We start from the raw sequence: 14,164 nt of genomic DNA, 5'->3' as shown, positions 1-14,164 counted from the left end.
CCTTAAGCCGCGGCCTCGTCCTCCGGCAGGGCGTGCCCCTGCTCCCAGGCGAGCAGGGCGCGCTTGCGGGGAACGCCGTAGCGGTAGTTGTGGATGATCCCCGACTTCTGGATCACCCGGTGGCAGGGGATCAGCACGCAGACCGGGTTGCGCCCCACCGCCGCCCCCACCGCCCGCATGGCGGTCGGCTGGCCGATGGCGCGGGCCACGTCCTCGTAGGACACGACGGCGCCCGAAGGGATGCGCAGCAGCGCCTCCCACACCTTGATCTGGAAATTGGTGCCCTTCATCAGCAGACGCAGCGGTTCACCCCCTGCTCCGCCGTTTCTTGGGGCGCCGTCCCAGCGGAAGGCGCGGGCGGCGACCGGGCGGGTGGCGTCGGCATCCTCGACCAGACGGGCGGCGGGCCAGGCGGCAGCCATCTCGGCCAGCGCGTCGCTCCCGTCCTCTTCCTCGGCGAAGCTCAGCCAGCAGACGCCGCGCTCGGTGGCGGCGACCAGCGACGGGCCGAAGGGGGTGGGGTGCAGGCCCCAGCGGATGGTCAGCCCGCCGCCGAGCGCCTTGTACTCGCCCGGCGTCATCGCCTCGCAGGCGACGAACAGGTCGTGCAGCCGCGACGGGCCGGACAGCCCGACGTCCAGCGCCACGTCCAGCACGCTCTGGTTCGCGGCGAGCAAGCGCTTAGCGTTGTCCAGCGTCAGGAACTGCAGGAACCGCTTCGGGCTGATCCCCGCCCATTGGGTGAACAGCCGCTGGAAGTGGAAGGGGCTCATGCCGGCGACCGCGGCCAGCTCGTCCAGTCCCGGCTGGTCCTGCCAGTGGTCCACGAGGTGGCGGATGGCGGCGGCGATGGCGCGGTGGCGCCGCGCGTCGACTGGATCTTCGGCGGGGTTCAGGCACGGCATGGCGGTTCTCTCCCAGGCTCCATGACCGGCGCAGGATGCGCCGCCGGAGCGGGCCGACCAACCCGTTTCTTGCGCAATCCTACAGGCGGTCAGGGCACCGGTTCGGGACGGCAGGGGGTGCTGCGCCACCGCGCCAGCGCGCCGCGCAGCGCCTTGGCGAAGTCCGCCCGCTCGTCCGGCGTCAGGAAGGCGCCGACGGTCACCGACTGCCCGTGCGAGGTGAGGGTCACTTGGCTGCCGTGCCGGGGCGGGTCGTCCATGGTGACGCGCAGCCAGTTGGGCTGGAAGCTCCAGCGCCGCTCCGGCTTGTTCCAGGCGACGCGCTGGACGGTCAGGTCGGTGTCGGTCAGGCGCACCCGCTCGTACAGCCGGGCGGAGCGGTTGTTGACGCGGAAGGCCAGCCAGAGGATCAACACGTCCAGCCCGCAGAAGGGAACCACCGGCCACGCCCCGTTGGCGGCGAAGATCCCGGCGATCAGCAGGTTGACAAGGATCACCACCCCCATCAGAACGCGGAAGCCGTGCCGCCCCAGGCTGCGGTGGGGGTGCAGGATCGCGTCGAAGAAGACGCGGGGAGCCGGGGGCAGGGTATGACGGGCCATGGTCATGGACACAAACTGGTGTGGCTCGGGCGCGCGTTCCACCCGGCGTGTCGGCCCATTCGCCATGTTTGCATGGACCGCCAGGGTCCCGCTATGCTGCGCGCCATGAAGCCCGCCGCCGTTCAGGAATTCTTCCGCCGCCTCAGCGCCGCCAACCCGGAGCCGAAGAGCGAGCTGGAATACATCAACCCCTACACCCTGCTGGTCGCCGTCGTCTTGTCGGCCCAGGCCACCGATGTGGGGGTCAACAAGGCCACCGGTCCGCTGTTCCGGATCGTCACCACGCCGCAGCAGATGGTGGAGCTGGGGGAGGAGCGGCTGCGCGGCTACATCAAGACCATCGGCCTGTTCAACACCAAGGCCAAGAACGTCATCAAGCTGTCGGAGATCCTGGTCGCCCAGTATGGCGGCGAAGTGCCGCGCGACCGCGAGGCGTTGGAAACCCTGCCCGGCGTCGGGCGCAAGACCGCCAACGTGGTGCTGAACGTCGCCTTCGGCGAGGAGACCATCGCGGTGGACACCCACATCTTCCGCGTCGGCAACCGCACCGGCCTCGCCCCCGGCAAGACGCCCGACGCGGTGGAGGCGAAGCTGCTGAAGGTGGTTCCCAAGGCCTACCGCCGGCACGCCCATCACTGGCTGATCCTGCACGGCCGCTACGTCTGCAAGGCCCGCAAGCCCGACTGCCTCGTCTGCCCGGTCAGCGACCTGTGCGGCTTCAAGGACAAGGTGCTGCCGCCCGCCGTGGTGTGATGTTTCCCGTGAAACGCCCGCGATAACTGGAAAAAGAAAAAGCCCGGCGAGGGAGCGATCCCCGCCGGGCTTGATCGTGAAACCGTGTTTAACGGCGTTTAGCCGTCCACCACGATGGGGTCCAGCGCCGCCGGAGCCGGGGCGGCCGCTTCCGCCGGGGCGGCGGGGGCCACGGCCGGCTTGGCCGCCGGAGTGTATTTGCCGATCTCGCCGTTCAGCAGGGCGCCGGCCTCCACCGCCAGCTCGCCGTACTTGATCGAGCCGTTGATCTTGCCGGTGGAGCGCACGGTCAGGCGGCCGCGCACGATGATGTCGCCCTCGAAGCGGCCGCCGATGTCGGCCTCGTCGATCTCCACCGCGCCCTTGAACAGGCCGGTCTCGGCGATCTCGATGGACCGGCCGTCGCGCAGCTTGGCCTCCACCGTGCCTTCCACGACCAGCACGTCGCAGGACCCGATCTCACCGTTCAGCGAGATGTCGCGGCCGACGATCAGGCGGCGCTGGTCGCTGGCCAGCGGAGCGGCGGGCGCCGGGGCCGGGGCGACCGGAGCGGCGGCGGCTGCGGGAGCCGCGGCCGGCGCGCCGTAACCCTCGGGACGACGCGGCGCGGCACCCGGCAGATCGACGGTGCGGCGCGGAATGTCCGTCGGCTTGTAGCTCGAACCGGGGATCGGGGCGCCGGCCGGCGGCTTCGGGGTGCTCGTGTTCATCTCGGGTCCCTTGGAGGAAATCGGCTCGGGTTGCGGCGTGCGGGCGGCCGGGGTGGGGCCGGCCGGCGGGCCGGAAGGCGTGCTCGTCGCGGACGGGTTGCTCAGGGAGGCGAGCGGCGACACCGCCGCGGGTTCGGCAGCGCCCGCCTGCGGTGCGGCCGGGATGGCCGGGTCGGCGCTTTGGGTCTTCGGCGCACCGACGGGCGGATTCTTTCGTCCGAACAGCATGAACGTTGATCCCCAGGTCAGTCAGGTCGTGAAGGTTGGCAGGTCATTGAAGTCGGGTCATCGGAAGCGGCGTCGCATGACCGGGCCCGATCGACAGCAGCCAAAAGACCACCCTGCCGGGGTAACACGGTCATCCGGCCGGCCGCAAGTGGGCTTTGGTGCACGGTCGGGACCGCGCCGCACAGCGGTCCGTCACGGCCCTTCCCGGCGCGGAAGGCCCGTCATGGACCCCGTCATGGAATGGTAGACATGGACCATGAAGGCGCTCGCGATCACCGGCACCAGCAGGTTGACGAAAGGAATTGTCGAAAGAAAGGCAATTACCGCGCCAGCCAAAAATGGTTTCAACGGATTGGAGCGCCGCAGAAACCCCGCCTCCTTCCGTCCCATCCGCCGGATCGCCACCATCTCGAAGTATTCGCGGCCGAGAAGATAGCCGTTGGCGGTGTAGAAGATCAGCAGGTTCAACCCCGGCACCATCAGATACAGGGGCAGGGCGAACAGATTGACCAGCAGGACGATGGCGAAAAAGCGCAGCGCGGTCAGCAGTTCTTCACCAAGGCCGGTCTGGCGGGGCGGCGGCAACTGGGGATAGTGGCGCCGCTCCACCGCCTGCACCACCTCGTCCAGGAAGAAGCTGGACACCATGCCGACCGTAGCGGGAAACAGCACCCAGGCCAGCAGCAGGACGGCCAGCCCCCCCAGCACGTCCAGCACCCCGTCCACCCAGGCGTAGTCGGTCAGCGCCGTATGGAACAGCGCCCACCACACGGCTCCGGCCAACAGGGCGAAGGCGGTGATGGCGGACAGCACGCCGATCCACACGACGCGGCGGGACGCCGGGTCGGAAAGCTGTCCGATGGCGAGAAGCAGCGCGCGGATCATACGGATTCTTTCTATGGGGCCGTTGTGGCCGGGCGACGCTTATCTACGACGGCGGGCCGTTCCATTCCAGGGGGCCTTGCGCCGCGCTTGAGAAGTGAAGGCGGGCCGCTATACTCGCGCCCGGTTTTGTTCAGCGGTCCAGACACCGCATTTCCCCAGCCTTTCCAAGGAGCGCCCATGGCCACGGCCGAATTCGACGTCACCGGCATCGGCAACGCCATCGTCGACGTGATCGCCCATGCCGACGACGCCTTCCTCACGGCCAACGGCATCGAGAAGGGCGCGATGACGCTGATCGACGCCGCCCGCGCCGAGGCGCTGTACAGCCGCATGGGTCCGGGCATCGAGGTTTCGGGCGGTTCCGCCGGCAACACCATGGCCGGCATCGCCTCGCTGGGCGGCAAGGGGGCCTACATCGGCAAGGTCCACGGCGACCAGCTCGGCCAGGTCTTCCGCCACGACATCCGCGCCGCCGGCGTGCATTTCGAGACGGCGGCCGGCCACGGCGGCGCCCCGACCGCGCGCTGCCTGATCCTGGTGACGCCGGACGCCCAGCGCTCCATGAACACCTTCCTCGGCGCCTGCGTGGAGCTGGGGCCGGAGGACATCGACGAGGCGCTGATCGCCAACTCGCAGGTCACCTATCTGGAAGGCTATCTGTGGGACCCGCCCCGCGCCAAGGAGGCCTTCCGCAAGGCGGCGTCCACCGCCCACGGCGCCGGGCGCAAGGTGTCGCTCTCGCTGTCCGACAGCTTCTGCGTCCACCGCCACCACGCGGAGTTCCTGGACCTCGTCGAGGGCCATGTCGACATCCTGTTCGCCAACGAGCATGAGATCACCGCCCTCTACAAGACCGACCGCTTCGAGGACGCGCTGGAGGCGGTGAAGCGTCTCGGCAAGACCGCCGCCCTGACGCGCAGCGAGAAGGGCGCCGTCATCGTCTCCGGCGGCGAGGTGGTCGAGGTTCCGGCGGCCCCGGTGGCCCGCGTGGTCGACACCACGGGGGCCGGCGACCTCTACGCCGCCGGCTTCCTCTACGGCTTCACCCGCGGGATGTCTCCGGCCGTCTGCGGCCGCATCGGCGCGCTGGCTGCGGCGGAGATCATCAGCCATGTCGGCGCCCGCCCGGACGTCGTGCTGGCCGATCTGCTGCCGGATCTGCTGAAGGACGCGGGCGTTCCGGCCTAATTGCCGGAACAGCGCCTGTACGGTATAAGCTGGCGGACCTTCCCGTCCGCCGGCTCCGCCCCCATGCAAGTCTATCTGCCGATCGCCGAGATGTCGGTCAACGCCCTGCTCGTGCTCGGCATGGGGGGGCTCGTCGGCTTCCTGTCCGGCATGTTCGGGGTGGGCGGCGGCTTTTTGATGACGCCGCTGCTGATCTTCATCGGCGTTCCGCCCGCCATCGCGGTGGGCACCCAGGCCAACCAGCTCGTCGCCGCCAGCGTGTCGGGCGTGCTCGCCCACTGGCGCCGCGGCAACGTGGACGTGAAGCTCGGCGTCGTCATGCTGCTGGGCGGCATGGTGGGCACGGTGGTCGGCGTCTGGATCTTCTCCATATTGCAGCGGATCGGCCAGATCGACGCGGCGATCACGCTGTCCTACGTCTTCTTCCTGGGCACCATCGGCACGATGATGATGGTGGAGGCCAGCCGCGCGCTGATCCGCCGCCGCGCCCCCACCGCCAAGCGGGGCAAGCTGCACCGCCACATGTGGCTGCACGGCCTGCCGCTGAAGATGCGGTTCCAGCGCTCCAAGCTCTACATCTCCGCCCTGCTGCCGGCCGGGATCGGGGCGGTCGGTGGGATGCTGGTGGCGATCATGGGCATCGGCGGCGGCTTCATGCTGGTGCCGGCGATGATCTATCTGCTGAACATGCCGACCGGCCTCGTGGCCGGCACCTCGCTGTTCCAGATCATCTTCACCACGGCCATGGCGACGCTGCTCCAGGCGGCGACCAACCAGACGGTGGACGTGATGCTGGCGTTGCTGCTGCTGATCGGCGGGGTGGTCGGCGCGCAGTTCGGCACCAAGGCCGGCGGCCGGCTGCGCGGCGAGCAGGCGCGCCTGCTGTTGGCCTCGCTGGTGGTCGCGGTGGCGCTGAAGCTCGCCTTCGATCTGGTGGTCGAGCCGAACGACGTCTTCACCATCTCGACGAGGATGTCGTGAGCGCTGTCCGCAAGGGCGCCGGGCGGCTGTGGTCCGTCCGGGTCGCCGGCGGGCTGGCGGGGCTTCTGGCGGGGGTGTTCCTGGCCGCCACGGTGTGGGCGCAGCAGCTCGTCGCCGACCTGTCGAGCCATCTGATCGCCATCACCACCGGCTTCACCGGGACGGAGGTCGTGCTGTTCGGCACCACCGACGGGGCGGGCGACGTCGCCATCGTGGTGACCGGCCCGCGCACCCCGGTGACGGTGCGCCGCAAGGAGCGCATCGCCGGCATCTGGATCAACGCGCGCAGCGTGCGGTTCGAGCAGGTGCCGGGCTACTACATGGTCGCGACGAACCGCCCGCTGGACCAGTTCGTCGGCCGCCCGGTGCTGGAACGTCACCAGATCGGTTTGCCGAACCTCCAGCTCGGCCCGCGCGAGCAGTTGGCCCCGGACCAGCTCGCCCTGTTCCGCTCCGCCCTGATCCGCAACAAGCAGCGGGCCGGGCTGTACGGCATCACCCTGGGGCAGGTGGCCTTTCTCGGCGAGCGGCTGTTCCGGACCAACATCTATTTCCCGGCCAACGTGCCGACGGGCCTGTACAATGTGGAAGCGCTGCTGATTCGCGACGGCGAGGTGGTCAGCGCCCAGACCACGCCGCTGGTGGTGTCCAAGGTCGGCTTCAGCGCGGAAATCTACGACTTTGCGCGCAACCAGCCGATGATTTACGGTGTTGCCGCGGTGATTGGCGCCATCGCCGCCGGCTGGCTGGCCGGCGCCATCTTCCGGAGGGTGTGACCGATGTCCGATCCGATTGCGACCGATCCGACGGTGAACGATCCGACGGCAAACGATCCGACGGCGACCGGCCCGGTCGCTCCCGAACCGGAGGCCGTGGCCAAGCCGCCGGTCCGCATCTTCCTGGTCGTGGTGGACGAGAGCCCGGAGCTTCAGCTCGCCCTGCGCTACGCCTGCCTGCGCGCCCGCAAGTCGGGGGGCAAGGTGGCGCTGCTCTACGTCATCGAGCCGGGCGAGGTGCAGCAGTGGCTGGCCCTGGAGAACCTGATGCGCGAGGAGCAGCGTGCGGAGGCGGAGCAGAAGCTGCAGAAGCTCGCCCGCGACGTGAACCGCCTGACCGGCACCCTGCCGGCCCTGTATGTGCGTGAAGGCAACCGCCGCGACGAGGTGCTGGCCCTGATCGACGAGGAGCCGAGCATCTCCATCCTCGTGTTGGCCGCCGGCGTCGAACCGGAAGGGCCGGGGCCGCTGATCTCCTACTTCACCAACCGCGGCCTCGCGAAGATGCGCATTCCGCTGACCATCGTGCCGGGCGGCATCGGCATCGACGCGCTGGACGCCATCACGTAAGGCATCAGCGCCCGTAGAGGGCGGCGAGGCTGCGCTGGTCGATGTCGGACCGGTCGTCGGTCAGCACGGGGTGCCCGGCCAGTTCGGCCGGGGCCAGCGTCTCCAGGATGCGCGAGGCCGCGTACGCGGCACCCGCCGGAGCGGCGCGCAGTTGTACGCTCAGATCCTCAAGCGTACGCGCCTCCTTCGTGGCGATCAGCAGGTAATTCCCGCGCCCGGCGTCGGCGACGTACACCGACGGGAAGACGGCGCCCTGCGTCGCGGCCAGCGGCCCGACCAGAGCGTCGCGGTCCATGGGGGAGGCGACGTTCATGACCAGCACGCCGCCCGGCGCCACCCGGCGCTCCACCGCCGTGAAGAACTCCCTGGTCGCCGTGAAGAAGGGGATCAAGGCGGTCGAGTAGAGATCGACGATCACCACGTCGTGCTGCTCCGGCGACCGCTCGACATGACGGCGGGCGTCCTCCACGGCAACGCGCACCTCCGGCCGCAGGCCGAACTTCTCGCGCGCCACCTCGACCACCGCGGGGTCCAGCTCCACCCCCAGGACGTCGGCGCCGGGCCAGGAATCGAGGATTTCCTTGGCGGCGGCCCCGCCGGCCAGCCCCAGCACCAGGACGCGCGTGCCGTGTCCCAGGGCCGGGACGGCGGCGAACAGGTCGTAATAGAGGCCGGTCGGGCCGCCGTCCTTGCGCAGCCGCGACTGGGTGGCCCAGGCCACGTTCAGATGCAGGCGGATCTGCTCGGCGTCCTCCTGCACCATGATCGTGTTGTGCGGCGTCTCGCGGTAGAGGGCGAAGCCCTGCCCCTCACCATGGCCGGCGGCCCAGGCCAGGGGAATCGCCAAGGCCGCGGCGGCGGCCACCCGTTTCCCACCCGGAATGAACAGGCAGGCGAGCGCCGGCAGCACCGCCGCCAGGGCGTAGCCCGCCGACACCCCGACCTGCGGGATCGCGTAGAAGGAGGCGAAGAAGGTGCCGCCGATGCTGCCCAGCGTGCCGACCGCGTAGATCCGCCCCGCCGCCGCCGCACCCGTCAGGCTGCTCAAGCCCGCGCAGATCGGCGACACCATGGCCAGCGCGAAGGACGGCAGCCCTAGGATCAGCGCCGCCCCGACGACCGACCCCTCCACCGCGTTGAAGCGGCCGGCGGCGTCGGTCAGCATCGGCTTGCCCAGCCAGGGAGTCAGCGCCGCCGCGGCGACCCCGGCCAGCAGGGCGGCGCGCAGCGCCGGCACCGCCTTCGGCCCGTCGCCGAGTTGCCCGCCGGTCCAGTAGCCGGCGGCCATGAAGGTCATCACCACGCCGATGACGGCGCCCCACTGATAGACCGAATAGCCGAAATGCGGCGCCATCAGCCGCCCGCCGAGGATCTCCATCATCATCAGCGACCAGCCCGCGGAGAAGGCGGCGGCCACCAGCGCGAAGGAGCGGAGGGACGGGCGGGCGGGGGAGGGATCGGGACCGCTCAAGTCCGGCGACCGAGGGTTCGTTGCAGCGCCCTATTCATCGGTCCCTGTCCTCTCCTTCAGCCCATAGACCTCGATCGGGTCGTTCAGCCCCTTCACCGGGTGCCAGCCGACCGAGACGAGGCGGCTGGCGCAGGCTTCGGCCACCTCGGCGGAGGTCAGGACGTTGCGCTCCAGCCGGCTGCACAGCCCCTCGATCCGGCTGACCAGATTGACCGCCGGGCCGATGACGGTGAAGTCCAGACGGTTGGCGGAGCCGATGTTGCCGTACATGACCTCGCCCATGTGCAGGGCGATGCCGCAGCGCAGGGTCGGCTGGCCCCAGGCGGAGCGCTCGGCGTTGCGGGCGGCCATGTCGGTCAGGGCCTCCTCCGCGGCGTCCAGCGCCTTGGTGCAGGCGGCGGCCCCGGTCGGGTCGCCCTCCTCCAGCGGGAAGATGGCCAGCATAGCGTCGCCGATGAACTTCATGATCTCGCCGCCGCGGCTTTCCACGGCGCCGCCCATGATCTCGAAATAGCCGTTCAGCAGCGCGATCAGCTCCTCGCGCGGCAGCCGGTCGGCCAGCGAGGTGAAGCCGCGCAGGTCGCAGTACCACAGCACCGCGCGGACGTTGGCGCCGGTGCCGCGCCGGATGTCGCCGGACAGGATGCGCGCGCCGGTGCGGTGGCCGACATAGGTGTCCAGCACCGTCGTCGCCAGCCGCCGCAGCGCCAGCGTCTCCAGCACCGCGCCCAGCGCCGGCAGCACCGCGTCGACCAGCGCCAGATCGGCGGTGGAAAAGCCGCCGGGCCGATCGGTGGTGAAGCTCAGCACGTTGCGCCGCCCCCCGGCGAAGAGCACGGTCATGGCGACATAGTCCGTCGCCCCCTGCGCCCGCAGCTCGGCGAAGACCGGGTAGGGCCAGGGCGGCTCCATCTGCTCCAGCCGATAGCGCAGGCCGTCGGCCCCGTCCTCGATCAGGGTGGCGAAGGGGCTGGTCAGATATTCGGTGCTGTTTTCCGTGCCGTGTGCGCGGGTGGTGGTCTCCACCTGCTCGGCGTTGCGGCGCCAGAAGAAGGCGATGGTGCGGATCTGCGGGTGCAGCAGGGGCAGCGCGCAGACGACACGCAACAGCGGGACGCCGGACGCCATCAGGCGCCGGCAGAAGCGGTCCATCATCGGCTCGAAGCCGGGTGCGTGCCGTCCTTCCAGCAACAGCCATTCGACGACTTCCCGCGCGGCGTCGTCGATGAATGGGGCCGCAGGTGTAGACGGTGCGGTGGCCGCGGGCGGTGCCATGCTCACGGATCGATAACCATAAAGATGCGATGCTTGATCTGTCGGCGGATTCTGCCCAAGTTTCGCCTACGCCGCCAGTGTTGTTCGGCGCCGATGGAGGATATCACCATGTTCATTCAGACCGAGCAGACGCCCAACCCGGCGACTCTCAAGTTCCTGCCGGGGCGTGACGTGCTCGGACGCGGCACCGCGGACTTCCCGTCCCGCGATGTTGCCGCCGCTTCGCCGCTGGCCCAGCGGCTGTTCGAGATCGACGGGGTCCAGGGCGTGTTCCTGGGCGCCGATTTCGTCACCATCACCAAGGCCGGTGACAAGGAGTGGTTCCTGCTGAAGCCGTCGATCCTCGGCGTCATCATGGAGCATTTCACCGCCAACCGCCCGGTGCTTCTGGAAGAGGCGGCCGGCGACGGCCATGCCGCCAGCGCGGACGACGACGAGATCGTCACCCAGATCAAGGAGCTGCTGGACACCCGCGTGCGTCCCGCGGTGGCCCAGGATGGCGGCGACATCACCTTCTACGGCTTCGAGGAGGGCGTGGTGTATCTGGAGATGAAGGGAGCCTGCTCCGGCTGCCCCAGCTCCACCGCCACGCTGAAGGCCGGCATCGAGAACATGCTGCGCCACTACATCCCCGAGGTGGTCGAGGTCCGCGCCGTCCGCTGACGGCATCCCACCGGACGGGCGCGGTCGGAACAGACGGACCGCGCCCGCCGGCGTGTCTCTGCGCCTATTCCGGAACCACGAACTGCATACCGAGCCAGCGCCAGCGCCCTTCGGGGCCCGGCAGGGTGCAGTTCACGCGCGTGCGGCCCGGCGGGAAGGGGTCGCGGATGCGCACCTCCACCCGGTCCTCCGTCACGCGCTCCAGCGTGGTGCGGCCTTGGCCGGCGGCGAAGCAGGCCAGCCGCGCGATGTCGCCGACCTCGTCCGACACGGTGAAGCCGATCGACGGCGGGTTGACGGCCAGCAGCGGATCGTCGGGCGTCAGGTCGGTCACCGGCAGGGGCAACGCGCTGGCGGCCAGCCGGAAGCGGTCCACACTGCCGAAACTCTCGTTCATCACGAAGCGGGGCAGGGCCGCCCGGTCGGCCTGCGGGTGCAGAACGCCCGATTGCTGGCCGAAGGCGGCGGCGAAGCCCTGCTCCGTCACGATGGTCCGCACCGCCGACGACACCTCGCCCTGCGGGTAGGCGAACAGGGTGGGGCGTTGGCCGGTCTCCGCCTGAAGCCGGTCGGCCATGCGGCGCAGCTCCGCCTTCACCTCGTCGGCGGGGCGGGACACCAGCGATTGGGTGGAGGCGCCGAGCCCGCCGAGGGTGACCCCGGCGGCGGCGAGCTGCCGCACCTCCGTCCAGCTCATGTGGGCGGGCGACCCACGGTCGATGGCGTCGGTCGCCACGAACAGGGTGAAGGGAAGACCCGCCGCCTTCAGCCGCGGCCACGCTTCGCGGAAGGCGGAGCGGCTGGCCTCGTCGATCGTGATCGCCACCGTCCGGTCGGGCAGCGGTGCGCCGCTGCGCAGCGCCTCCAGGATGCGGGGCAGGGGCAGGACCTGGTAGTCGCTGTCCTGAAGCTCGTCCAGATGGGCTTCGAACTGGTCGATCCGGATGCTGATGGATGGGGTCTGGTCCTCGCCGAACCGGTCGTAGGCGAAGACGACGGCGGTGCTCGCCGTTCCGTCCGCCGCGATGCCGGGGCTTCCCGCCAGGGCCTGGAAGGCCCAGGCGGCGGCCACGGCGAACACGGTGGCGGCGCGGCGGAACGGCATGGTGGCCTGTCGTGGGTCCGAAACGGTCGCGCGGCCGGACGGAGGGTCCGGGCTGCGCCACGGCTGGTGTGGCACAGGCACGCCGCCGGGAACAAGTCCGCAACACACACGCCGTGCTTCGGGCGCTTTCGTGATGCAGCCTTGCAACAACCCCTGTGACATTAGGCCCTATGACATCCGGTCGCGGACCCATCGTCCGGAGGCCGGATCGTCAGGGATCAGCCCATCATCAGGCCACCCAGGGCCGCGTCGGTCAGCAGAGGGTAGCGCTGCTCGTCCGGCAGTTGATAGTGCCACCACTCGCAGCTGTAATGCCGCCAGCCCGCCGCCGTCATGACGCCGAGAAGAGCGGCGCGGTTGCGCTGCTGCTCGGTGGTCAGGTCGGTGCGGCCATGGTGGGACTGCTCGGTCATGTCGTCGAAGCCGGTGCCCATGTCCAGCGGGCGCCCGGTCCCGTCGGCCAGCGTCAGGTCCACCGCGATGCCGCGGGAATGGGTGGAGCCGCCCGACGGATCGGCGATGTAGGAAGGATCGGGCAGCGCCCGCCACAAGGCCCATTGCGCCTCGACCGGGCGGAAGGCATCGTACAGCCGCAACCGGCAGCCGATGCCGCGCGCCAGCCGGATCGCCGCGCGCAGCGCCACCGCCGCATCGGGGTGCAGCAAGCAATGCGGGAACCGATAGATGGGCACCCCGGTCAGGTTGTCCGGCGTGGCGTACAGAAGTTCGATGTCGACGTCGAAGTCCGGTGGCGCGATGGGTGTGAGCATGATCCATGCCGTCAGGGAAGGTCGGGGCTGTCTATCACGCTCTTGACCCAGGCTTGAAGTGGGGCTTTGAAGATGGCGGATCTGACGACGCGTGTGAGGCGATGAGAGTTCTGGGACTGGACACGGCGACCTCCGGCTGTTCCGCCGCGCTGTGGGACGACGGTGCCGTCACCGTACGGCGGCGCGAGCCGATGGCCCGCGGGCAGGCGGAAGCGCTGGTGCCGCTGGCGCAGGCCGCGCTGGCGGAGGCCGGCTGCGCCTTCGACGCGCTGGACCGCATCGCCGTGACCGTCGGGCCGGGCGCCTTCACCGGGCTGCGCATCGCGCTGGCCGCGGCGCGCGGCTTCGCCCTGGCCGCCGGGCTGCCGGTGGTCGGGATCACCAGCTTCGACGCGATCGCCCACGGCTTGCCGGAGGCGGAGCGGGAGGGCCGCACCGTGCTGGTCGCCGTCGACTCCCGCCGCACCGAGCCGTTCCTGCAGCTGTTCCGTCCGGACCTGACGCCGTTCGGCGAACCGGCGATGCTGGATCCCGCCGCGGTGCCGGGTTGGCTGGACGGGCTGCTCGCCACCGAGACCGGAACCGGGCCGCTGCTGGTCGCCGGGGACGGGGCGGCCGCGCTGCGCCCGCTCCTGGAGGGACGTGCCGACCTCCATTTCGCCGCCGGGACCGGGACGCCCGACGCCGCCGTGGTCGCCGCCCTGGGCGCCCGGCGGGAGGTCGGGCTGCCGGCCCAGCCCTTCTACCTGCGCCCGCCCGACGTGTCCCTCCCACGGAAGACGGCATGACGGCGGTTCCGCCCGAGACGTCCCATCCGGTCCGTCTTCAGACCGCCGGCCTCGCCGACGCCGCGGTGATCGCGGCCTTGCAGCAGGGCTGCTTTCCCGACGATCCCTGGGGCAGCGAGGCCGTCGCCGGCCTGATCGGCCAGCCCGGCTTCTTCTCCGTGCTGGCCTTGCGGGATGGCGATGAGGGCGACGATCCGGTCGGCTTCCTGCTGGCGCGGGTCGCCGCCGAGGATGGCGAGATCATCGCCGTCGGCGTCCGTGCCGACGCGCGGGGGCAGGGCACCGGGCGGCGTCTGGTCGCGGCGGCGCTGGACGGCGCGCGGGCGCTGGGCGCCACCGCGTTGTTCCTTGAAGTCGCCGAAGACAATGGTATGGCGCAATCCCTGTATAAATCCTGTGGTTTCTTTGCCGTCGGCCGTCGTCCCGGCTATTACCGCAGAGCGGACGGAAGGGTTGCCGCCCTGGTGTTGCGGTATTCGTACACCGACGAATAA

16 protein-coding genes are annotated in these 14,164 nt (G+C 70.2%); 8 read left to right on the top strand and 8 right to left on the bottom strand.

Annotated features, from left to right (window positions below; translation table 11 throughout):
* Positions 1-2 precede the first annotated feature (2 nt).
* Together H0B54_RS07090 and H0B54_RS07085 are read right to left on the bottom strand one after the other, a co-directional pair.
* Positions 3-905, bottom strand: a complete 903-nt coding sequence (locus H0B54_RS07090; RefSeq protein ID WP_188259776.1) for a methylated-DNA--[protein]-cysteine S-methyltransferase — start codon at positions 903-905, stop codon at positions 3-5.
* 89 nt (positions 906-994) lie between these two features.
* The gene (locus tag H0B54_RS07085; protein ID WP_246472390.1) at positions 995-1,507 is read right to left on the bottom strand and encodes a DUF2244 domain-containing protein; all 513 of its coding nucleotides are present in this window, start codon (positions 1,505-1,507) and stop codon (positions 995-997) included.
* A 93-nt stretch (positions 1,508-1,600) separates the two neighbouring features.
* Here H0B54_RS07085 and nth point away from each other — a divergent pair, with 93 nt between their 5' ends.
* The gene (gene nth, locus H0B54_RS07080) at positions 1,601-2,260 is read left to right on the top strand and encodes an endonuclease III (RefSeq protein ID WP_246472389.1); all 660 of its coding nucleotides are present in this window, start codon (positions 1,601-1,603) and stop codon (positions 2,258-2,260) included.
* Between the two features lie 98 nt (positions 2,261-2,358).
* On the opposite strand, the gene H0B54_RS07075 is transcribed toward nth, so the two are convergent.
* Positions 2,359-3,198 (bottom strand): bactofilin family protein, encoded by an 840-nt coding sequence (locus H0B54_RS07075; protein ID WP_188259774.1) that lies wholly within the window; start codon positions 3,196-3,198, stop codon positions 2,359-2,361.
* A gap of 192 nt (positions 3,199-3,390) precedes the next feature.
* Positions 3,391-4,083 (bottom strand): EI24 domain-containing protein, encoded by a 693-nt coding sequence (locus tag H0B54_RS07070; protein ID WP_188259773.1) that lies wholly within the window; start codon positions 4,081-4,083, stop codon positions 3,391-3,393.
* Between the two features lie 177 nt (positions 4,084-4,260).
* Here H0B54_RS07070 and H0B54_RS07065 point away from each other — a divergent pair, with 177 nt between their 5' ends.
* The 4 genes from H0B54_RS07065 to H0B54_RS07050 all read left to right on the top strand — a co-directional run bounded on the left by H0B54_RS07065 (position 4,261) and on the right by H0B54_RS07050 (position 7,598).
* Positions 4,261-5,271, top strand: coding sequence for an adenosine kinase (locus tag H0B54_RS07065; RefSeq protein ID WP_188259772.1), 1,011 nt, complete (start codon positions 4,261-4,263; stop codon positions 5,269-5,271).
* A gap of 63 nt (positions 5,272-5,334) precedes the next feature.
* Complete coding sequence (locus tag H0B54_RS07060; protein ID WP_014238878.1) at positions 5,335-6,252, top strand: sulfite exporter TauE/SafE family protein; 918 nt, start codon at positions 5,335-5,337, stop codon at positions 6,250-6,252.
* On the top strand, positions 6,249-7,028 hold the full coding sequence (locus tag H0B54_RS07055) for a TIGR02186 family protein (protein ID WP_149165364.1): 780 nt from the start codon (positions 6,249-6,251) through the stop codon (positions 7,026-7,028). Before H0B54_RS07060 ends, H0B54_RS07055 begins: the two co-directional genes overlap by 4 nt.
* A gap of 3 nt (positions 7,029-7,031) precedes the next feature.
* Complete coding sequence (locus tag H0B54_RS07050) at positions 7,032-7,598, top strand: universal stress protein (protein ID WP_246472388.1); 567 nt, start codon at positions 7,032-7,034, stop codon at positions 7,596-7,598.
* A gap of 4 nt (positions 7,599-7,602) precedes the next feature.
* Here H0B54_RS07050 and H0B54_RS07045 read toward each other — a convergent pair whose 3' ends face one another.
* Positions 7,603-9,069: a fused MFS/spermidine synthase gene (locus H0B54_RS07045; protein WP_188259771.1), complete on the bottom strand. Its 1,467-nt coding sequence runs from the start codon at positions 9,067-9,069 to the stop codon at positions 7,603-7,605.
* A gap of 30 nt (positions 9,070-9,099) precedes the next feature.
* The gene (locus H0B54_RS07040) at positions 9,100-10,344 is read right to left on the bottom strand and encodes an adenylate/guanylate cyclase domain-containing protein (protein WP_188259770.1); all 1,245 of its coding nucleotides are present in this window, start codon (positions 10,342-10,344) and stop codon (positions 9,100-9,102) included.
* A 108-nt stretch (positions 10,345-10,452) separates the two neighbouring features.
* Between H0B54_RS07040 and H0B54_RS07035 the strand changes: the two genes are divergently transcribed.
* Entirely contained in the window at positions 10,453-11,007 is a 555-nt protein-coding gene (locus H0B54_RS07035) for a NifU family protein (protein WP_094301426.1), read from the top strand.
* A gap of 64 nt (positions 11,008-11,071) precedes the next feature.
* Here the strand turns inward: H0B54_RS07035 and H0B54_RS07030 are convergent, their stop codons facing one another.
* Together H0B54_RS07030 and ddpX are read right to left on the bottom strand one after the other, a co-directional pair.
* A complete protein-coding gene (locus H0B54_RS07030; protein ID WP_188259769.1) occupies positions 11,072-12,112 on the bottom strand; it encodes a polysaccharide deacetylase family protein in 1,041 nt (346 codons plus the stop codon).
* A gap of 218 nt (positions 12,113-12,330) precedes the next feature.
* On the bottom strand, positions 12,331-12,882 hold the full coding sequence (gene ddpX, locus H0B54_RS07025; protein ID WP_094301428.1) for a D-alanyl-D-alanine dipeptidase: 552 nt from the start codon (positions 12,880-12,882) through the stop codon (positions 12,331-12,333).
* 101 nt (positions 12,883-12,983) lie between these two features.
* On the opposite strand from ddpX, the gene tsaB reads away from it, so the two are divergent.
* Positions 12,984-13,670, top strand: a complete 687-nt coding sequence (gene tsaB / locus H0B54_RS07020) for a tRNA (adenosine(37)-N6)-threonylcarbamoyltransferase complex dimerization subunit type 1 TsaB (protein ID WP_188259768.1) — start codon at positions 12,984-12,986, stop codon at positions 13,668-13,670.
* Positions 13,667-14,164 (top strand): GNAT family N-acetyltransferase, encoded by a 498-nt coding sequence (locus tag H0B54_RS07015; protein ID WP_188259767.1) that lies wholly within the window; start codon positions 13,667-13,669, stop codon positions 14,162-14,164. Before tsaB ends, H0B54_RS07015 begins: the two co-directional genes overlap by 4 nt.

The organism is Azospirillum tabaci, assembly GCF_014596085.1.
GTDB lineage: Bacteria > Pseudomonadota > Alphaproteobacteria > Azospirillales > Azospirillaceae > Azospirillum > Azospirillum tabaci.
This window is presented reverse-complemented; position numbering and strand designations above follow the sequence as displayed.